Origin of the sequence: Paenibacillus sp. BIHB 4019, from assembly GCF_002741035.1 — a bacterium.
GTDB lineage: Bacteria > Bacillota > Bacilli > Paenibacillales > Paenibacillaceae > Pristimantibacillus.
In genome coordinates this window covers 6,837,858-6,858,018 of the sequence record NZ_CP016808.1, presented here as the reverse complement: position 1 = coordinate 6,858,018, position 20,161 = coordinate 6,837,858, and the positions used below count along the sequence as shown (strand labels likewise).

At 45.8% G+C, this 20,161-nt stretch carries 15 protein-coding genes and 1 CRISPR repeat array; of the genes, 14 read left to right on the top strand and 1 reads right to left on the bottom strand.

Features of this window, described 5'->3' with window-relative positions; genetic code table 11:
- Positions 1-587 precede the first annotated feature (587 nt).
- The 8 genes from BBD42_RS29770 to BBD42_RS31645 all read left to right on the top strand — a co-directional run bounded on the left by BBD42_RS29770 (position 588) and on the right by BBD42_RS31645 (position 9,950).
- Positions 588-2,927: a CRISPR-associated helicase/endonuclease Cas3 gene (locus BBD42_RS29770; RefSeq protein ID WP_099521099.1), complete on the top strand. Its 2,340-nt coding sequence runs from the start codon at positions 588-590 to the stop codon at positions 2,925-2,927.
- Positions 2,908-3,618, top strand: coding sequence for a type I-C CRISPR-associated protein Cas5c (gene cas5c, locus BBD42_RS29765; RefSeq protein ID WP_237163279.1), 711 nt, complete (start codon positions 2,908-2,910; stop codon positions 3,616-3,618). The genes BBD42_RS29770 and cas5c overlap by 20 nt, the downstream gene beginning before the upstream one ends.
- A complete protein-coding gene (cas8c, locus tag BBD42_RS29760) occupies positions 3,615-5,519 on the top strand; it encodes a type I-C CRISPR-associated protein Cas8c/Csd1 (protein ID WP_099521097.1) in 1,905 nt (634 codons plus the stop codon). The genes cas5c and cas8c overlap by 4 nt, the downstream gene beginning before the upstream one ends.
- A 57-nt stretch (positions 5,520-5,576) precedes the next feature.
- Complete coding sequence (cas7c, locus tag BBD42_RS29755; protein ID WP_056042045.1) at positions 5,577-6,491, top strand: type I-C CRISPR-associated protein Cas7/Csd2; 915 nt, start codon at positions 5,577-5,579, stop codon at positions 6,489-6,491.
- A gap of 21 nt (positions 6,492-6,512) precedes the next feature.
- Positions 6,513-7,229 (top strand): CRISPR-associated protein Cas4, encoded by a 717-nt coding sequence (gene cas4, locus BBD42_RS29750; protein ID WP_216364894.1) that lies wholly within the window; start codon positions 6,513-6,515, stop codon positions 7,227-7,229.
- 23 nt (positions 7,230-7,252) lie between these two features.
- Positions 7,253-8,281: a type I-C CRISPR-associated endonuclease Cas1c gene (cas1c, locus tag BBD42_RS29745; protein WP_099521096.1), complete on the top strand. Its 1,029-nt coding sequence runs from the start codon at positions 7,253-7,255 to the stop codon at positions 8,279-8,281.
- A gap of 12 nt (positions 8,282-8,293) precedes the next feature.
- Positions 8,294-8,587, top strand: a complete 294-nt coding sequence (cas2, locus tag BBD42_RS29740) for a CRISPR-associated endonuclease Cas2 (RefSeq protein WP_099521095.1) — start codon at positions 8,294-8,296, stop codon at positions 8,585-8,587.
- 261 nt (positions 8,588-8,848) lie between these two features.
- Positions 8,849-9,476: direct repeats of the CRISPR family, unit length 32 nt; unit sequence GTCGCTCTCCGTGCGAGAGCGTGGATTGAAAC.
- A 186-nt stretch (positions 9,477-9,662) separates the two neighbouring features.
- Positions 9,663-9,950 carry a hypothetical protein gene (locus tag BBD42_RS31645; protein ID WP_150131618.1) on the top strand — a complete coding sequence of 96 codons (288 nt, stop codon included), beginning with the start codon at positions 9,663-9,665 and terminating at the stop codon, positions 9,948-9,950.
- Positions 9,951-10,129: 179 nt separating this feature from the next.
- On the opposite strand, the gene BBD42_RS29735 is transcribed toward BBD42_RS31645, so the two are convergent.
- Positions 10,130-12,124 (bottom strand): DUF4832 domain-containing protein, encoded by a 1,995-nt coding sequence (locus BBD42_RS29735; protein WP_099521094.1) that lies wholly within the window; start codon positions 12,122-12,124, stop codon positions 10,130-10,132.
- 657 nt (positions 12,125-12,781) lie between these two features.
- Between BBD42_RS29735 and BBD42_RS29730 the strand changes: the two genes are divergently transcribed.
- The 6 genes from BBD42_RS29730 (at position 12,782) to BBD42_RS29705 (ending at position 20,068) form a co-directional block, all read left to right on the top strand.
- Entirely contained in the window at positions 12,782-13,882 is a 1,101-nt protein-coding gene (locus BBD42_RS29730; protein WP_099521093.1) for a Gfo/Idh/MocA family protein, read from the top strand.
- 8 nt (positions 13,883-13,890) lie between these two features.
- On the top strand, positions 13,891-14,784 hold the full coding sequence (locus BBD42_RS29725) for a carbohydrate ABC transporter permease (protein WP_099521092.1): 894 nt from the start codon (positions 13,891-13,893) through the stop codon (positions 14,782-14,784).
- A gap of 10 nt (positions 14,785-14,794) precedes the next feature.
- The gene (locus BBD42_RS29720; RefSeq protein ID WP_099521091.1) at positions 14,795-15,637 is read left to right on the top strand and encodes a carbohydrate ABC transporter permease; all 843 of its coding nucleotides are present in this window, start codon (positions 14,795-14,797) and stop codon (positions 15,635-15,637) included.
- A 58-nt stretch (positions 15,638-15,695) separates the two neighbouring features.
- Positions 15,696-17,060, top strand: a complete 1,365-nt coding sequence (locus BBD42_RS29715; RefSeq protein WP_099521090.1) for an ABC transporter substrate-binding protein — start codon at positions 15,696-15,698, stop codon at positions 17,058-17,060.
- 238 nt (positions 17,061-17,298) lie between these two features.
- Positions 17,299-18,804, top strand: a complete 1,506-nt coding sequence (locus BBD42_RS29710; RefSeq protein WP_481855991.1) for a right-handed parallel beta-helix repeat-containing protein — start codon at positions 17,299-17,301, stop codon at positions 18,802-18,804.
- A gap of 223 nt (positions 18,805-19,027) precedes the next feature.
- Positions 19,028-20,068: a LacI family DNA-binding transcriptional regulator gene (locus BBD42_RS29705; protein WP_099521089.1), complete on the top strand. Its 1,041-nt coding sequence runs from the start codon at positions 19,028-19,030 to the stop codon at positions 20,066-20,068.
- The last annotated feature ends 93 nt before the right edge of the window (positions 20,069-20,161 follow it).

Genomic DNA, 20,161 nt, shown 5'->3' with positions numbered 1-20,161 from the left:
CTTCCCACATGCATATCTCCTCAGACTTTTTCATATAATGTTAAGTCTTGATTTTTAGGAGGTGGTGATTATATGAAAACGTTTACAAATTTTAACGACAGTAAGATCGACGATAGAATTTCACGGCTGAGGTACAAGAACTCCCGATTATTCAGCTTTGGATTTTGGGCAATCAGATAGTTTTGTTTTAAACGATGTAAAAATGCAGTCACATTCAATAACATCTAACTATAGGTTTAATAATGCCCATTCTAAAACCAGATGTTTTTAGCTAAAAAGGCCGTAATCCGCCAGATAAGTGCTCTGTGGATTACGGCCTTTATTTTAAACAAAAATTGAAGTTTTAGGGTTACGTTGGACAGTAGAAAGTTAGCGTGATGAATATAAGTGAGATTAGGCTCCCCTTACGGGGAGCGTCAAACGGAATCTTTAAAATAGGGTTTCAATCCACATCCTCAACTAGATTCAGGACGACTTTTAAAATAGTAATTCAGGTAAAAAATGTCTTTACAACCAATAGGTTAACTCGTACACTTATGGAAAGCAATGGTATATAGGTCTCAGTGAAAAATGTCGAGGTGATTCTCATGTACTATGCGCATCGAACAAAATCAGAGGATAAAGCAACGTGGCAGCTGCTTATTGTACATCTTCAAGAAGTAGCTGAGCTAGCTGGACATTTTGCGGCTGCTTTTGGTGCAAGAGATTGGGGAAAAGCAGCTGGAATCCTACATGATTTAGGCAAGTATTCGAAGAAATTTCAGCTCAGGCTAGCGGGTTCTCAAATAGCCGTGGATCACGCAACGGCAGGGGCACAGCATATGATGGAACGTGAAAAGGGCGATTACGCCTTGCTGTTGGCTTATATCATAGCAGGACACCATGCGGGTCTTCCGGATTGCGGTACAGATGCGGGTGAAGAGTCGACGTTGTTTAATAGACTAAAAAAAGAGGTCGAGCCTTATCAAGAAGCGGCCTTTAATGAGCTGCCACAGCAGCTCGGCCTAAATAAACTTTCGCTCTCTCTGAAGCCAGGAATATCGCCGGAGTTTCAACTCGCTTTTTTCACAAGAATGATTTTCTCTTGTTTAATTGACGCGGACTCGCTTAATTCTGAGGCTTTCTCGAATCAGAAGCAGAGTGCCAAACGAGGAAAAATAGCAGATTTTCCAAAGCTATTTAAAAAATTTGAAACTTACATACAAGATGAGTTTGGTGTTCCGAAGTCATCAATTAATATTAATCGCTTAGAATTGCTAACTCACTGCATAACTAGGGCGCAAAGCCCAAGAGGAATGAAGACACTTACTCTACCTACTGGGAGCGGCAAGACGCTTATTTCCCTCGGATACGCACTTCGTCATGCCATTCACCATTCAACTAATGACGATCAAGGTATCAGAAGAATCATTTATGTGATTCCATATACAAGCATTATCGAACAAAATGCGCGAATATTCCGAAAAATTGTGGGTAGTAAAAATGTGCTGGAGCATCATTCTAACGTGCAGCATGAGAAGAAACAAGAAAGCGAGGATGGAAGCGTTGATTTGAAAGAGAAGCTTCAACTCGCGGAGGAGAATTGGGATTATCCTATTATTGTAACTACTAATGTGCAGTTTTTTGAATCTTTGTTTGCAAATAAACGTGCTCGTTGTCGCAAGCTGCATAATTTAGCAAACAGCATCATTATTTTAGATGAAGCGCAACTCATGAATGGTGGTTTGTTCAAACCTTCACTTTATGCTTTGCAGGAGTTAACGCAGAACTATGGGGCAACGGTATTGTTGTGTACAGCAACGCAACCGGAAATAGAGAAACTGTTTCCTGAGCCTATTCAAATAGAAGAGTTAACAGATGATGTGCCCTTGAGATTCGAGCAGTTCAAACGCGTGCGCATAAAGCAAGTCGGAACGTTAAGTTTGAATCAAATCGATGAACAACTTGCTTCTCATAAACAGGTGCTGTGTGTTGTGAATACACGTAAAATAGCACGGGAAATCTATGCTCAGTGTCTCAAGCGTAGTAGTGAAGATGCGATGAAGGAGGGATTTTTTCATCTAAGTGCTCGAATGTGTCCGATCCATCGGACAGAAACATTAGCCCTTATTCAAGAGAGGTTAGATGATAAGAAAAATCTACCTTGTACCGTTATTAGTACGCAGCTTATTGAGGCTGGTGTAGATATTGATTTTCCTGCGGTATATAGGGAAATGGCAGGCTTGGATTCTATTGCTCAAGCAGCAGGACGCTGTAATCGTAACGGAAAAGCTCTGCTAGGGTATACCTATGTGTTTGAAACAGAATATGGATTACCGCCAGGGTGGTTTAGCGCAACAGCAGAAGTTACGCAATCTGTGCTGGAGAAATACAAAGATGACCCCTTGTCTTTGGAGGCAGTGCGGAAATATTTTAACGAGCTGTATTTCTATCAAAGCAGTGGCAAAGTGGATAAAACAGATTCGAAGGGAATATTAGAATTAATAGAGCGGAGAGGTGCGTTGCTGGAGTTTCCGTTTCGAGAAATCGCTCAGCGATTTCAGCTTATTGAGACGGCTGCCAAGGCTGTAATTGTGCCTTATGAAAGATGCGAAGAGAGAGATGAGAAGAAGGATAATGCTTTAGACGATGGGGTTTATATAGATGAACATGGGCATAAACAAGGAGGGCGCAATAACAGTAAGGCCTGGAAGCTTATTGATCAACTGCAATTTGCTTTTCCAATGACTAGCATATTGAGGCAACTCCAGCCGTATGTTGTGCAGCTTTATCCTAATGAGTTCAATGCGTTTCAAAAGGCAGGGGAAATCGAGCAAGTGCGAGAAGGGGTCTGGGTACTTAAAAATCCTGCTAAATGGTATGACGATAAGCTCGGTGTAATTCCATATTCTCAGCAATTTCATGAGGATGAAATTTATATTTTTTAAGAGAGGAGGATTTACTATGGGATATGGTATTCGCTTAAGAGTATGGGGAGATTACGCTTGTTTTACAAGACCAGAGATGAAGGCAGAGCGCGTAAGCTATGATGTCATTACTCCTTCGGCAGCACGAGGGATACTGGAAAGTATACATTGGAAGCCTGCCATTCGTTGGGTCATTGATCGTATTCATGTATTAAAGCCCATTCAGTTTGAAACGATTCGCAGAAATGAAGTGGAAGGTATCATCTCCGCTCGTAATGTTCAACAGGCTATGGATGGCAAACCGATAACGCTTGCGCAAATCGTAACGGAGGAACGGCAGCAGCGTGCGACACTTATGCTAAAGCAAGTAGCTTATGTAATAGAGGCTCATTTTGAAATGACGGATGCGGCGGGAGCTGAGGATTCTCCAGAGAAGCATTATAATATTTTTCTTCGCAGAGCCCGTAAAGGGCAGTGCTTTCAACAACCATATTTAGGATGCCGTGAATTTCCAGCGAGTTTCGAATTAGTAGAAGTAGAGGAAGCCATCCATTCCTACGCATATACAGATGTAGCAGAGAAGGACTTAGGTTGGATGTTATGGGACATTGATTTTAACAATGAAATGACCCCGCATTTTTTTCGAGCGAACATGCGTTGCGGAGTGATAGAAGTTCCTAGATCAAAAGGAGGAGGTGAGCCGCTTCTATGATCATTCAAGCTTTATATGAACGTTATGAGCAGCTTATCAGAAATCCTAAATCAAAGATAAGTCCAATGTATAGCAGCATGGGCAAAATCTCTTTCGTATTAGTCATTTCAGCTACAGGTGAATTGTTAAATATAGTGGATATTCGTGAAGTAGACGGGAAGAGAAGAAAAGCATCGGCTATAAATATTCCTGAACAAGGCAGCAGAAGTAGTGGCATTAAGCCATTCTTTCTATCGGACAAGCCAGAATATTTGCTAGGATACCATGCTATCGCGAATGTTGCAAACGCTTCGGCGACAGATACTAAGAAGGTAGTGGATGCACGTAGAAAGTACGAAGCTTGTGTAGAGCTTCATCGCGATATTTTGCATAAAGTGGAGGACGATGGAGCCAAGGCCATTCTTGCATTCTTCTCCCATTGGAATATTGAAACAGTACGTGAGCATCCAAAGCTCCAAAATTTTATTGATGATTTAGATAAAGGGCTCGATTGCAACATGGTATTTCGACTTGATGAAGATACGGATGGATATCTTCATGAACGTGAAGCGGTAAAAACGTGTTGGATTCGTTATATGGAAAGTAAGAAAGCAAGCTCTGAGCTTATCGGGCAATGTCTAATTACGGGTAAAGCGGGGGAGCCGATTGCCCAGACTCATGAAATTAAAATTAAAGGCGTTCGCGGGGCGCAGTCATCTGGAGCGGCGCTTGTATCCTTCAATGTTGATTCTTTCCTATCGTATGGCAAAAAACAGAGCTTTAATGCGCCTGTCAGCAAAACGGCAGCCTTCGGCTACACGACAGCGTTAAATCATATGTTAGAGTCGGATACGAATACCATTACAGGCATTGGCGATATGACGGTTGTATTCTGGGCTGGTGCTTCTCCGTTTGGAGAAGATATGGAGAGAATTGTTGTGAATGCGTTTAATCAAAATCGCGCTATAGCATTGGAAAATAAAGCAACAGATCAGATTATGGATGTTATAAAGCGCGTTCAGCAAGGGAAAAACCTAACTGAAGATATGTTGTCGATTAAAGAGACACCATTTTACGTTCTTGGACTTTCTCCAAATATGGCAAGAATTTCAGTGCGGATGTTCTGGCAAGGTCATTTTGGACAAATGTTAGAAAACCTAAATGCGCACAGTGCAGATATGGACATAGCGGGTTTAAAAGATTACCGGGCGGAGACTCCTCCAATTTACCGTATAATGGAAGAAACGAGGCGCGTAAGCATCGAAGGCAAAAAGGTAGGGGAAGGTTCGCCGCCTGGACTAGGGGGAGCAGTTTTGCGTGCAATCGTGCAGGGGAACGCTTATCCACACGCACTTTATATGAGCATTGTTAATCGCATTCATGTGGATGGAATTGTTAATCAGTTGCGTGTCGGCATTATTAAAGCCTACTGGAGTAGATACGCTCGCCTGAATAATAATTTGCAATTAGAGGGGGCTTTATCTGTGAGTATAAATGAAGAAAGTAAAGATGTCGGTTATCGCTTAGGAAGAGCATTTGCTGTGTTGGAGAAGGTGCAGATCGAATCGGTAGGGGATAATAAGTTAAATGCAACTATTAAGGATAAATATTTTGCATCGGCCGCTACTAGACCGCTAGCTGTATTTACTTTTTTATTCAAAAATTTGACTAACCATCATCTGAAAAAAATGCGTTCCAATGGGAACGGTGGCTTGGCGGTAACCTACGATATTCTTTACCAGAAAATCTTAAAAGGAATATATCCTATCCCAACAACTTTAAATCAACAAGAGCAGGGTTTATTTATTCTTGGTTACTATCATCAAAAACAACAATTGTTTACCAGCAAAAAGCAGCAAGCAGAACCAATATCAATACAAGAAAAAGACCATCAACAGTCATCTAATAGCGAAGAAGCTTAGTTGATAATAATCCATCTCTATGTTTTGAAAATACGATTTGAGAGGCGATGATTGAAAATGGCAATTGAACAAGCAGAATTGGAAAAAGTCGGGCAAAATAGTGCGTTAGCTCAAAGATATGATTTCTCCATTTTTTTTGATGTAACAAATGGTAACCCCAATGGTGATCCCGATGCAGGAAATATGCCGCGTACCGATCCAGAGACAGGTCATGGTATTGTGACTGATGTATGTATTAAACGAAAAGTCCGCAATTATATTGAGCTGACTAGGGAAGGGGAAGAAGGCTTTAACATTTATGTGACAGAGGGCGCAGTGCTTAATGAGCAGCAACGCCGCGCATATCGAGCGATTCGACCAGATGATGCTGATACTAAGGAATTGAAGCCTAAAAGTCAGGAACAATCACGTCAATTAACACGTTGGATGTGTGATAATTTCTTTGATATTCGTACCTTTGGTGCAGTTATGACAACTAAGGTGAATTGTGGACAGGTGCGTGGGCCGATTCAGTTTACGTTTGCCCGGAGCATTGATCCTATTTTTCCTCAGGAGCTAACAATTACTCGTCAGGCAGTAACGCAAGAAGGAGCTGCTAAAGAAAGAGAAATGGGACGTAAACACATAGTTCCATATGGTCTCTACCGTATGGATGGGTATATTTCAGGTTATTTGGCAGAAAAGACGGGATTTACGAACAATGATTTGGAATTGTTATGGGAAGCTCTGCTTCATATGTTTGAGCATGATCGCTCAGCATCACGGGGACAAATGACGGTTCGAAAACTTGTTGCTTTCCAGCATGAGACAAGGCTTGGTAATGCTCCCGCTCACCAATTGTTGGAACGTGTTGATGCTATTCGTGTGAGAGACCAGAGTCTGCCAGTAGAGCCGATTCGTTCTTTCAAAGAATATGAGATTACGATTAATAGGGATGATTTGCCTGAAGGTATCAAAATACTAGAATGGTAGGCGAATAAGAGGGGGCGGGCAATGGCAAAGAAGTTGCTGTATCAGGAAGATAATTTGCTGATGCTATCTGGTGTTCAGCATTATGCTTTCTGCAAGCGTCAGTGGAGTCTGATTCACATCGAGCAGCAGTGGAGCGAAAATGTTCTTACTTATGAAGGTCAACAAATGCACGGCCGGGCGGATGATCCTTACTTTAGTGAAACGCGCGGCGATGTGCTCATCTCAAGGGCTCTGCCACTCGTTTGTTATTCGATTGGGTTTTATGGTAAAGCGGATGTGGTTGAATTCCATGCAGTAGTAAGTTCTAGAAGCGGTAGCATTATAGGAGAAAGAGACGCCATTGCTCTTCCAGGCCGGGAAGGGCTATGGCGTCCTTTTCCGGTAGAGTACAAGCGCGGTAAACCAAAAAGCGGAGATTGGGACGAGGTACAACTATGTGCCCAGGCAATGGCGCTTGAAGAGATGTTCGGTGTCCAACTAACGGAAGGAGCATTGTATTATGGTGAGCGCGGCAGAAGGGTTAGCGTTACCCTAACTGAAGGATTAAGGCGGCGAGTTTATGCTTTGTTTGAAGAAATGCATGGATTATTTTTAGCAGGAGTAACGCTTCCAGCTGTGTATTCCTCCAAATGTAAAAATTGCTCGCTATTGGATATATGTATGCCGGCAATCCTATCTCGAAAATCTAAGCAAACTAGGGGATATCTTCAGCACTATTTAGACAAGGAGATGGGTTAAACGAAGAAAGGAGTAAACATCATATGCGTAAGCTGTTAAATACGTTATATATTACATCGCCTAGCAGCTATTTAACCCGTGAAGGGGAAAATATAATCGTCAAAGCGGAGGATCGTGATCCTCTACGAATGCCGATTCATATTTTGGAAAGTATCGTAACAGTGGGGTATGCGGGTGCAAGTCCGTCCTTGATGCAGCTGTGTGCAGAGCGTGGAGTCTCCTTATCGTTTTTACAAGAGAATGGGCAATTTATGGCAAGTGTACATGGGAAGACAACTGGGAATGTGCTGCTTAGACGCAAACAGTATCGGCTGGCTGACGGTGAGAGAGCAGCCATTTATGCGAAGAGGTTTATTTTTGCTAAAATCGCCAATTCAAGAACAGTTTTAAATCGGGCTATACGCGATCATGGATCAAATATTGCATCAGATAAAGTGAACAAAGAAGCTGATTTCTTAAAAAGGTATCTAAATAAGGTGTTAACTGTTCCTGGGCTGGATGATATACGAGGCATTGAAGGAGAAGCAGCACGCCGCTATTTTTCGGCATTTAATGAGTTGATTTTGGCAGATAAAGAAAGTTTTTATTTGAGGGGGCGTAATCGTCGGCCTCCTCTTGATCGTGTTAATGCGCTATTGTCTTATACATATACCTTGCTTCGATTAGAAGTTCAATCCGCACTCGAAACGGTGGGTCTTGATCCTGCGGCGGGCTTTCTCCATCGTGATCGTCCAGGGAGACCAAGCCTTGCGTTGGATTTAATGGAAGAGTTGCGGGCTTATATGGCAGATCGTTTAGTGCTCTCCCTTATCAACCGTAAGCAGATTCATGCGAATGATTTTACGATTAAAGAAAACGGTGCAGTGTTGCTAAAGCCGGATTTGAAGAAAGAGCTAATTACGGCTTGGCAAAAAAGAAAGCGTGAAGAAATTCGTCACCCTTTTTTGGATGAAATCATTCCAATTGGTTTGCTTCCTTATAGCCAAGCACTATTATTGGCAAGGACGATTCGAGGAGATTTGGAGGAATATCCTCCATTTTTGTGGAAGTAGGGGATAAATTCAATGATGATTCTAGTAACGTATGATGTGAATACGACGACGCCCGAAGGCCGAAGACGGCTGCGACAGGTTGCGAAGTGCTGCCTAAATTACGGACAGCGTGTTCAAAACTCTGTTTTTGAATGCATTGTAGACCCTCTGCAATTCAAGCAATTGAAAGATCAGCTATCTAAGGAAATTAATGAAAATACAGATAGCCTGCGCTATTATTTGCTTGGTGCCAACTGGAAGAAGCGTGTGGAGCATGTAGGTGCCAAGGAAGGCTATGATCCTGAAGGGATTTTGATAGTGGATTAGTTGTTAAGATACACTTATTATGAAACGGGAAAGATTAGGTGTATTGATTTAGAACAATATATTTAAGTCGAAATTACTGAATAAATTTTTGCTGTGCGAACCTTAAGCACCCATGAATTTCCTAGGAGGTTCGCACACTGTATTTTATATGGCGGGTTGCAATAATAGTATTTATTTTAGCTCATTGATTAGACTGGGTAGATAAGGTTCGCGGAAAATATGTATTTTTCCCGCGCTAGTGAAGGCTTTTCATGGTATGCTGTCGCTCTCCGTGCGAGAGCGTGGATTGAAACCTGCTGTTTGTGAGCTTAAAACCATCAATTTGCCGTCGCTCTCCGTGCGAGAGCGTGGATTGAAACGTGCAATCATTTTGCGCGTCACATTTATGCTTGCGTCGCTCTCCGTGCGAGAGCGTGGATTGAAACCCAGCGGTGGTTTGATATTCACGCCGCATCTTGGTCGCTCTCCGTGCGAGAGCGTGGATTGAAACTTGTTGACGGGAAGGTTATTTATGTAAATCCGCGTCGCTCTCCGTGCGAGAGCGTGGATTGAAACCGTCCAATATTGTGGCCGCCGCCAGGACCGTTCTGGGTCGCTCTCCGTGCGAGAGCGTGGATTGAAACTTACACGCGGTTTGAAGCGTGCGGAACGAGCGTCAGTCGCTCTCCGTGCGAGAGCGTGGATTGAAACAGAAAGAAGCTCAAATTCATCGTATAAGGCGCTACGTCGCTCTCCGTGCGAGAGCGTGGATTGAAACATAATCGCATCATAAAAATCCCTGTGTTTATCAGTCGCTCTCCGTACGAGAGCGTGGATTGAAACACGTAACCTAAACTCTAAATCTTCTGCGAGCATGCGTCGCTCTCCGTGCAAGAGCGTGGAATGAAACGCAATTCAATGACTGACCTGATCAGCGGAAAAAATTTTAATTTAAAAAACTACAATAATTTACAAACGAAAAAATTGTTTTTAGTCATGGAGACTCATGAATTATTTTGTCGTTCAATAGTATACTTGATGTTGAAATGTATTCCAATATTTCAAATCTTATATTATTGAAAGGTGTGTTGTGATTTTGAAGAAGAGCAAGTTAGTTTTATTAGGTATGGTTATTATATTGTGTTTGATTTCTGCTATCCCTGTATCTGCCCAGTCGGTAACTAACGCCAACTCCAATGTCATTGCTCCTGCAGCCTATTGTCCGTCGTGTACGATGATTGGTCTTCCGTATCCTAAGAAAGATTATTCCCGCTCTGATTTTATTGGTGCAACTATTCAATATAACGGTTATACCTACCGTTTCTTGGAAATAGATGATAGCCTGAGCACTTCCACGCGTTGGTGGACAGTATGGTATAGATAATTTGATACCCATTTCTCTTGCAGTTTGGAAGTTGTTTTCCATGCGAGAGCATGAAGCTTAATAGATATGCTTCAAAGATGCTGCTTCAATTAGAACCCTACAAACAAAAAAACGGCTGTCGAGCATCCTCGGCAGCCGTTTTAACATTCATTACAGCATTCCATTCCTCAATCCATCTACTATTTCGTCACGCTGCTCAGCTTATAAGCCCCATCCGCGAGCCTGTTCGTATTTGCAAAGTCGACGCCCGGCGCATTCGTTTGCGGGCTGATGATCGCAATTGCGATATCATAGGTTCCCGCAGCAAGTCCGGTGACGGGGATCGAATCGGAAATTGTATAAGTGCCTGTTTTCCACGTGCGCAAATCGACGGTTGTCGTCTTCTTCGCGACGATCGTATTGCCGCTGCGCAGCTGGATTTCGACTGGCCAGCCGAATGGGAAGTGCTGAACGCCTTTATTTTCCACCTTGATCGTTGTCGCAAACGTGCTTCCGGTTATAGCAGATGGATGTGAAATTTCCTTCACAACAAAATGATAGCCCATCCGTTTTTTCAAGGTATCCATATTGCTTTGCAGCGTATTGCCTACCGCGAGCGAAGCTGGCGAGTTGGGACCGAGCCAGCTTGGCTTGCTCAGCTCCGTCTGGCGTTGCGTTTCCGTAAAGCCGCTGCCCGTAGTGAGCGCGGCAGTCATGCCGGACGCTCCGCCATAAAATTCCCCGCCTGAAATGCGCGTCTCCCAAAAGTTAGCGTGCGCTGGCTGCTGCTGGCCGATGTCGTCCCAGTAGCCATTTTGCGTGCCGGTATACCAGCCCCAATCGGCATCGAAGCTGTCTTTATGTCCGAACACATCGTTAAACATGCCCATAACTAGCCCCTTATTGTTCGTTTTGGCAAGCGCAATGCTGCGTCTGATCAGCACCTGCATTTTGTCCTCTTTGCCGGCAAAGGCATCAATATAATGCTGCACATATTGATTTGAAATCGCATTTGGAGGGAAAGCGCCCGTGTAATTAGCTTCGCCATTTGGCCCTACATAAGGCCAAGTGTGAAATTCCGCCCAATGGCCAATCGAGCCAATTTGCACAAAAGCGACCGGACGCTCATTTGTATTATACCGGGCGGCAATGGCTTCAATAGCGAGCTTATGCCGCTCAATTAAATAAGCAGAGCTGTAGTTGGGCGAAAAGCCCATATTGTTGCCAGTGCCCATTCCGCCTGTCGTATCGTTATAAGCGGTGCCTGGAGATTGGCCGAGGGCGACCATATCATTATAAAGCCAATCGGGAATATCCCGGTGCGCTGCGCCAGTTGGGCTGTCTAGAATAAACCGCAGTACAACTTTAACGCCTAGGCTGTTCCAATGAGCGAAATTGTTCGTCGCTTCAATGGCAGCGAAATTATACGTTCCCTTCGTCGATTCAAGCTCCTTCCAGGTTACCCCGGCATAAACGAGCTTGTGCTGCTGGGGGTAGCCAGTCGTTTTAGCCGATGGAGCCCAGCCTTTAAACGGGTTATTAAGCGGGCTGTCGAGCTCAAGCGGGTATGCGACCGTTGTCGCTCCGCCAGGGTCGCTGGATCCGCCGCTGGAAGTAAGCAAATAAGAGGGCAGCGTCTGGCTTGCCGCAGGCAGCCGCGAGGTTGTGGAGTTGTTATCGATATAGCCAGCTTGAATGGTGCTGCCAGCGCTGATCTGTAAAGTGGCCAGAGGTATGGCGACTTCAATAACCGATGAGCTGCGGAAAAATTGGGAGGAGGAAAGGGTGGTGTTGGCATTCCAACTCCAATTGCTTCCGGTCCCTGCATAGCGGTATAACCCGGCATTTTCCAGCAGCCATTCGATGCCAGTAGCGCCCCAGCCTGATGCCTGATAGCCCGTCGCGGTATTGTTGTCGATATTCAGCCAAAAGCTGCCCGTTGCCGTGCTTAAGCCTGAGCCTTGAATGAGCAAATAAAGATTTGTTCCATCGTTTGTCATTTTGAAGCTTTGAGCGGCTCCCGTACCTGTAGCGAGCGCGTTAATGCTGCTCCAATCGCTGACATTGCCATCGACCGTAATGGTAGCGGCTTGTGCTCCCGGAACGGTGCCAATCGGTTGAAAGATCGCGAAGATGAGCGCAAAAATCAAAAATAAATGAACCAATAGCTTTTTGTTGCCGGCTGCTTTAAACATGGTAAACCTCCTTGGGTATAGGGTTGTCCCGCTAGTACTTTCAAGCGAACGAATAGCCGTCTATCCTTCCATTTTACAGGTAAATCACCTCCCTTCAGCAGAACAGCGGGCTTGTCCAAATCTGCCTTTAATTTGTTACCTTCATGAGAGCATTGTGAGCAGGAACATCTAGATGATAGATTTTTAAAAATGAAAATTTGCGGCAAATAATTCGAGGGATTTTCATGATGCAGAAGTCGGTTATATGTTGCATTATAGGCGATATGAACATACAGAACAAGAGAAAATTTCCAATTCCCGCATGAAATTTGCCTAAATATAAAGCAGTTGACAAACTTCATTTCCATGTAATAATCTATATCAAATGAAATAAATTTGCGGCAAATACTTAACGAGATGAAAAGAGAGGTGTAACAAACAGCATCTTGTAAGCGTTTTATAAATATGAAAACCTGATGAAACCCCAGCCAATTCAAGGTTTTTAGCAAATATCAATTTATTTGCCGCAAATATAGCGAAAAATTAGCCAAAAATTAATTGACAACATAGGCGAACTGTTTTACTATCGTAACAGATACAAAACTTTGTCAGATAACCTGACATGAGACGCGGTGAATAACGAATGCCGCAAAATTTATGACAACGGAGTGTGTAGACATGGGGAACATTAGAATGGCTTTTATCGGTGTCGGCGATATGGGATCGCATCATTGCATCGGTTTTGATTTGCTGCCGGATAGTGACGTTCGTTATATCTGCGATATGAACGAAGCTAACGTAGCGCGTACCGTTGCTGAGCTTAAAAACAGCAGCCCGGTTATTGTAACGGATTACCGCGAGCTGCTGCATAAAGAAGATGTGGATGCGGTTGTCATCAGCGTCCCGAACTATTTGCACCGCGAGGTGGCGGTTGCTTTTCTGGAGGCAGGCAAGCATGTTTTTCTGGAAAAGCCGGTTGCCCACACGATTGAGGATTGCGATGCCATCATTGAAGCGGCAGAAAAATCCGGGCGCATTTTGCAAATCGGGCTCGTTTACCGTTATTCCAACTTGTACCGCCGAATGGCCAAGGAGCTGGAAAATGGACGTCTGGGCGATGTGAAGCTAATGTGGTGCAAGGAGTTTCGTGATCCGTTCCCGCCAACTGAATGGTTTTATGACAAGTCGAGATCGGGCGGAGCGATCGTCGAGAAGGATTGCCACCACTTTGATATTTTCAATTGGATGATTCAGGCGAATCCAGTACGCGTATTTGCTTCCGGCGGCCAGCATGTGATGAAGCAGGGGCAAGAGAACCTCATTACGAATTCCTACAGCCATTATCCAGCGAAAAATATTTCCGATACGTCGATCGTCGATCACGCCTTCATTACGATTGATTATGACAATGGCAGCAAGGCGAACCTCGGTCTTTGCATGTATTTGAAGCCAAGAAACTTGCTTGGCGAAGGACTTGAAATCGGCTTAATTGGCGACAATGGCGGACAGATGGTTGCGCGCAATGACAAGACGATTGATATCGTTGGCGGCGAGGATTGGACGAAGGACCATCTCGACATTGACGTAACGTCGGATTCGATTATGGGCGGACATACAGGCGGCCAAACGCAGCGTATCGATTTCTTGAAATGCGTAAGAGAAGGCAGGCAGCCGTTTGCGACGGCGCAGGTTGGACGTAATGCGCTGCTGATCGCGCTCGCTGCCGAAAAATCTATTTTAGAAGAACGGTACGTCTATTTAGAAGAAATCACTGGCTAAGGGGTGTCATGATGAATAGCTTGCGAAAATATGACACATTGCTGTTTTTCCTATTTATTATGCCGTGGATCATTGGCTTTACGATTTTCTTCCTGATTCCATTCGGCACTTCGGTGTTTTATGCGTTTACGGATGCGAAGCTGCCGGGCGCGGTCAATTATAACTTTGTCGGCTTCGATAACTTCATTCATATGATTGATGATCCGATTTTTCTGAAAAGCTTGCTCAACACGATGTATTTCGTCGTTTTCGGTGTTCCGATCGTAACGGCGGGCATGCTGGTGCTGGCGATGCTGCTTAATTTTAATGTGAAGGGCATTGCGTTGTTCCGTACCTTCTATTACTTGCCTACGCTTGTGCCAATTGTGGCAACCGTCATTATTTGGCGGCTCGTCTTCAATGCGGAATTTGGCATCTTGAATGCGGGGTTAGGTTTGCTCGGCTTCGACAAAACCGATTGGCTCGGAAGCGAGCATACGATTAAGCCGGTTATTATCCTGCTGCAAGTATGGATTTCGGGAAGCGGAGTGCTGATCTTTCTGGCGGCGCTCAAAAATGTGCCAAGGCATTTGTATGAGGCGGCTGAAATCGACGGGGCGGCTGGTGTCCGCAAATTTTTAGCCATCACGCTGCCGATGATTAGCCCTTCGATTTTATTCGTCATCATTATTCAAACGATGTACAACTTTCAAATGTTTACGGAGGCGCTGCTGCTCTCCAAGGGCGGTCCGAACTACGCAGCATATACATTTGTCTACAATATTTACAAATCGGCCTTTACCGACTTGAAGTTCAGCATGGCGATGTCACAATCGATCTTTCTGTTTGCGCTGATCTCGCTCGTCACCTTTGTGCTGATGAAAATATCGAATCGCTTCGTGTATTACGAAGGAGAGAGATAGGGGGATCTATATGAATGGCGGGCAAAAGAGCAGCATGACAGCAGCGGTCTCCAAATATGCATTGCTTCTCATAGCGTTGGTGTTATTTGTAGGGCCTCTCGTGTGGTTGCTCTCGACCATGATGAAGACGAAGGCGGAGACGTACAAGGTGCCGCCGACTATTTTTCCAGAACAGATGAACTTTGAGGCGTTTGAGCGATTGTTTGCCGTCCAGCCGATGATGTGGCAGTGGATTCAAAACTCCTTTGCAATTTCGTTTTTCGTCGCTTTGGGCGCTGTCGTTTCCAGCTCGATTGTGGCTTATGGCTTTTCGCGTTTTGCGACGAAATACCGGGACAAGCTTTTTCCGATCGTGCTGCTGACGCTGATGATTCCGCCATCTATTATGATGATTCCATCGTATGTGCTGTTTGCGAAGCTGGGGTGGATCGATACGTGGCTGCCGCTGATCGTTCCGGCATGGCTCGGAGGCGCTTATTACATTTTTCTGTTCCGGCAATTTTTTCTGACGATTCCGCAGGAGCTGGATGAGGCGACTTATCTCGATGGCGGCAATCGCTGGACCGTATATGCGCGAGTCATTATGCCGCTCTCCAAGCCGATTATTATTACGACGATCATTTTCGCCTTCGTCAACTCTTGGCTCGATTTTCTCGGACCGTTTTTGTATATCAAAAATAATGAGCTGTTCACGCTAAGTGTTGGCCTGCAGCTGCTGATTGGACAAACTAGCCAGGATTTCCCTGCGCTTGCTGCTGGTGCTTTCATTAGCATCATTCCGATTGGCCTGCTTTATTTCTTCGCACAACGCTACATTGTGGAAGGGGTGGTGCTGACGGGCTCCAAAGGGTAATGGCGCGGTCTGTTTCTGGTTTTCTTGCTTTCTACATGACGTAAAAGGGGAACTGTATATGAAAACGAAGAGCAAATGGAAGTTGAGTGTAGGTACTACGTTGTTGGCTACGTCTATTCTTGTAACGGGCTGCGGAGGCGGCAATGCAGGCGGACAGACGAATACGGCGAATCCAGCAAGCGCCGGCGGCAATTCCAGCGCGCCAGCTGAAGAGGCTGTAACGATTACCTATTCCCAATGGGGAACGGCCGAGGAGCTTCAGCGCACACAGGAATTGTTAAACAAGTTCATGACGGCTAATCCGAGCATTACCGTCAAGCTGGAAGGCAAGGACTGGGGCAGCTACTGGGACGGACTGACGGCGAATGCCGCAGGCGGTACGCTTCCAGACGTATTCAAAACCAGCTATGCTTATGTAGAGAAATATGCGGAGCTGGGCATTTTTAAAGAGCTGGACGGCTTGCTCGAAGGCAACAAATTTGATTTGAACAATGTGGATCCGAGCTTGCTGGGACTTCATAAGTATCAAGGCAAGCAGGTGTCGCTGCCCATTGATGCGAACGTCATCGTATGGTACTACAATAAAGCGTTGTTCTCTGATGAAAAAACAAACCCGCTGAAGGCGCCGGTGCCATCGCTTGAGCCAACTTGGGATGAAATTACCGATATCGCAACGAAGCTGACGTTTGATAAAAACGGCAAAAACGCAGGCGAAGCGGGCTTTGATGGCAAAAACATCGTGCAATGGGGCCTTTCGATTTCCCCAGGCTCGACGATGGACTGGTTCCTGGAGCCTGAGCTGTGGTCGAATGGCGGCAAGCTCGTCAATGATGACGGAACACTTGCGCTCGATACGCCGGAATCGATTGAAGTGCTGCAATATTTTATTGATTTGACGAAAAATAAAAAGATCAACACAACGCCTGCGCAAATCGAAGGGCTTGGCGGCCAAGTCAACCTTGCGATTACAACAGGCAAGGTTGCAATGAATCCGGGCGGCAGCTGGAATACGGCCAACTATAAAGAAGCGGGCATTGATTACGGCATCTCTTATTTGCCGAAGTTCAAGACGAACCAAACGGTTGTCCAGCCGGCAGGCATGGCAATCAGCGCGAATACGAAGCATGAAGCGGCAGCTTACAAGCTGCTGGCATGGCTTGCGGGCCCAGAAGGGCAGACGGAGCTGGCGAAGCAAGGGTATTCGATTCCGGCTAATAAAGCGGCATCGGACGCATATATCGAAACGATGGGCGAAGCGAACAAAATCTTCCTTGACGCCCAGCAATACGGCATCGTATCGCCGTTCACGGCGAAGAAAACCGACCTCGTATGGACGTATGGCGAGCAATCGCTCAAGCTTCCGCTTGCGGGCGAAGGCGATCTAATGGCGGCGATTAAGGAATTGACTTCCAAAGTAAACTAAGACGAAAAATAACAGCAGCTTGGAACCGAGCTTACGGTTCCGGGCTGCTGTTGTTTTGTAATTGTGTAAGGTACGGCCTATAGAATGCCGATATAATAGAAAAGGTAGCCACGAGGCCATCTATCTGGCAAAATAAGCAGAGGTCTACAGCATAATGGCTGCTACGAAAGTGGAGCATTCCTCAAGGAGATGATCGTTCGTCATGAAAATGAATAAATATGTAACAGCCATGCTCGGCATGGCGGTATTCACCTTGCTCGTCATCGGTGTTTCGGGACCGGACGTTTCGGCGGAGGGAGCCGAATATTATGTCGCAACGACGGGCAATGATTCTAATGCCGGTACGATAACCGCGCCATGGAAAACGCTGCAGCATGCAGCTGATGCGGTGCCAGCTGGAAGCACAGTTTACGTTCGGGGCGGCGTGTACAACCAGAAGCTGAACATAACCCGCTCTGGCTCGGCTGCGGCAGGGCCAATCCTCTTCACGAACTACGCAGAAGAGGTGGCTGTTATTGACGGCGCGGGTCTGACGGCGAGTGGGGCGGAAGGGCTCGTTAACTTGACCGATGTCAGCCATGTGACCATTAAAGGCTTGGAAATCCGCAATTTTACAAGCACATCGAAAAATAAGGTGCCAATAGGCATCTATGTAAGCGGAGCTGGAAGCTATATCGGCCTGCTGGACAATAAAGTTCATGCAATTAAAAATACGGTGACGCCGACAGGCAGCGGCCTGCAAGGCCGTGATGCTCATGGCATTGCCGTATATGGGACGAAGTCGCCGGCCTCGCTTAACCATCTGACGATCGACGGCAATGAGCTGTACAATCTGGTGCTCGGCTCCAGCGAATCGCTTGTGCTCAATGGCAATGTGGATACGTTCGAAGTAACGAATAATTTGATCCATGACAATGACAATATCGGCATCGACCTGATCGGCTTTGAGGGAACCGCCCCGAATGCAGCCTATGATCAGGTTCGGGGCGGTCTAGTGAAGGGCAACCGGGTCTATAACATTACGTCCAATAACAACCCTTCTTACGGCAAGAAATTGCCAAACAACAGCAACGCAGCTGGCGGCATTTATGTCGATGGCGGCAAGGACAGCATCATAGAGCAAAACTACAGCTACAACAATGATATTGGCATCGAAATCGCTTCCGAGCATAAAGGCAAATCAACGAGCCATATTACCGTTCGCAGCAATATCATTTACAACAACCGTCTAACCGGCATTGCTATGGGCGGCTACGATAAGCAGCGCGGGTCGACGACAGACAGCAAAATCGTCAACAATACGCTGTACAAAAACGATACGCTCGGCGATGGCAGCGGCCAGCTTTACGTTCAATTCGATACGAAAAATAACGTGATTAAAAACAATATTATGGTGGCCAGCTCGACAGGCGTCCTCATCTATAATGAATATACGCAAAACGCCGGCAACATCGTCGATTACAATTTGTATTTTACAGCAGGCAGAAGCTCGGAGGCCTATTGGGTTTGGAAAAATGTCGAGTATGACGGCTACGCTGCCTACAAAGCGAATTCCGGCAATGACTCGCATTCCTTATTTGTTGATCCTAAGTTCGTAAATGCCTCATTGAATGACTTCCATCTGCAAGCGACCTCCCCGGCTATTAATGCTGGCGATACGGATACCGCGATTATCGGTTTACTGGATATCGATGGGCAGCCGCGTGTGCAGGATGCGACCGTTAATATTGGTGCAGACGAGTAGCGGCAGAACTTGAGCAGGCAAACGGTTAAAAAGACGCAAAAAACGCCAGGGCAAAGCAAGCCTCCCTGGTGTTTTTTTGCGGTTAAGAAACGGCGATTTCCTTGACTTCCCCGGGGCTGGGCTATAAAATTATATTTGCCGCAAATTATTGTTAGTCAAATAAAATTTGCCCCAATTATAGTCGGGCTTATATCTATTGCTTGGGTGAAGAGAGGAATCAGGAATGGCTAAACTGAAAGATATAGCGGATCGCGTTGGCGTATCCATCTCGACGGTTTCACGCGTAATGAAGAACGATGCGAATCGCTCCGTTAGCGACGAGACCCGTAAAAAAATTTGGGAAACCGCCGAGCAGCTTGGCTATCGCACGCTTCGACCGGCAAAGAAGAAAAAGGCAGAAGCCAAAACAGCCTATAGAATTGGCTGCGTAGTCGCGATTCCGCAAAACAAATACAACAACCCTTATTTTTCCGTCATATTGGAAGGGATAGAGAAGGAGCTTGCCGCCTCGGGCATGCGCCTCGAATTCGTATACAGCATTGAGAAGGAAACCGATACCGAGCAGCTTCAGGCACTCGTGAAGGAGCATCAAATCGACGGCATGCTCGTCGTGGAGCGGATCGATCCTGAAGCGTACCGCTGGATTAAAGCGAATGTCCGGGCGGTCGTCGGCGTCGATATTGCCGATCGGGAGGTTCCCGTGGTCAGCTATGACCGGGAGGCGGCTGCGAAGGAAGCGGTGAACCATCTTATCGCGCAGGGCCATCGCCATATCGCCTATATAGGCGGCTCGGAATACAAGGATGACTTCCGTGCGGAAAAACGTTTTCTCGGGTATCAAAGCGCCTTGAAGGAAGCGGGCTTGCCGATTGACGATGAATGGGTCATTAATGTGAAATGGGATGTGGCGCTCAGCTACGAGCTGACGAAGCAGGCTTTTGCGAACAATGCGCAGCGGCCGACGGCTATTTTTGCCGCCAGCGACATGATGGCTATTGCGGCGATGCGCGCAGCGACGGAGCGCGAGCTGAAAATTCCCGATGACATTGCTTTTTTTGGCGTCGATAACATTGAAATATCCGAATTTACTTCGCCGCCGCTTTCAACCATTCATGTGCCCAAGCTGGAGATGGGCATGTTCGCAGTCAAGCTGCTGATCGATTATTTGGAAAATCAATATGAAATCGCCGTCAAAATGGTCATACCTTATCGCTGTCTGCTCCGCCATTCCACCAGCAGCAAGCTTACGCATGCAACCCCATAACACGGCTTTGCAAGCACCTATAGTTAAGCTTTTAGGGCCCGCAATAACAATGAGAGGACTTCTGATGTAAATCAGGCGTCCTCTTTTTGGCAT

Excerpts from the sequence above, each read along its gene's own strand:
- BBD42_RS29725 (WP_099521092.1), top strand. The coding sequence starts at position 13,891 with ATGATGAATAGCTTGCGAAAATATGACACATTGCTGTTTTTCCTATTT.
- BBD42_RS29735 (WP_099521094.1), bottom strand. The coding sequence starts at position 12,124 with ATGTTTAAAGCAGCCGGCAACAAAAAGCTATTGGTTCATTTATTTTTG.
- BBD42_RS29730 (WP_099521093.1), top strand. The coding sequence starts at position 12,782 with ATGGGGAACATTAGAATGGCTTTTATCGGTGTCGGCGATATGGGATCG.
- cas1c (WP_099521096.1), top strand. The coding sequence starts at position 7,253 with ATGCGTAAGCTGTTAAATACGTTATATATTACATCGCCTAGCAGCTAT.
- cas7c (WP_056042045.1), top strand. The coding sequence starts at position 5,577 with ATGGCAATTGAACAAGCAGAATTGGAAAAAGTCGGGCAAAATAGTGCG.
- cas8c (WP_099521097.1), top strand. The coding sequence starts at position 3,615 with ATGATCATTCAAGCTTTATATGAACGTTATGAGCAGCTTATCAGAAAT.
- cas4 (WP_216364894.1), top strand. The coding sequence starts at position 6,513 with ATGGCAAAGAAGTTGCTGTATCAGGAAGATAATTTGCTGATGCTATCT.
- BBD42_RS29715 (WP_099521090.1), top strand. The coding sequence starts at position 15,696 with ATGAAAACGAAGAGCAAATGGAAGTTGAGTGTAGGTACTACGTTGTTG.
- cas2 (WP_099521095.1), top strand. The coding sequence starts at position 8,294 with ATGATGATTCTAGTAACGTATGATGTGAATACGACGACGCCCGAAGGC.
- BBD42_RS29770 (WP_099521099.1), top strand. The coding sequence starts at position 588 with ATGTACTATGCGCATCGAACAAAATCAGAGGATAAAGCAACGTGGCAG.
- BBD42_RS29710 (WP_481855991.1), top strand. The coding sequence starts at position 17,299 with ATGGCGGTATTCACCTTGCTCGTCATCGGTGTTTCGGGACCGGACGTT.
- cas5c (WP_237163279.1), top strand. The coding sequence starts at position 2,908 with ATGAAATTTATATTTTTTAAGAGAGGAGGATTTACTATGGGATATGGT.
- BBD42_RS29705 (WP_099521089.1), top strand. The coding sequence starts at position 19,028 with ATGGCTAAACTGAAAGATATAGCGGATCGCGTTGGCGTATCCATCTCG.
- BBD42_RS29720 (WP_099521091.1), top strand. The coding sequence starts at position 14,795 with ATGAATGGCGGGCAAAAGAGCAGCATGACAGCAGCGGTCTCCAAATAT.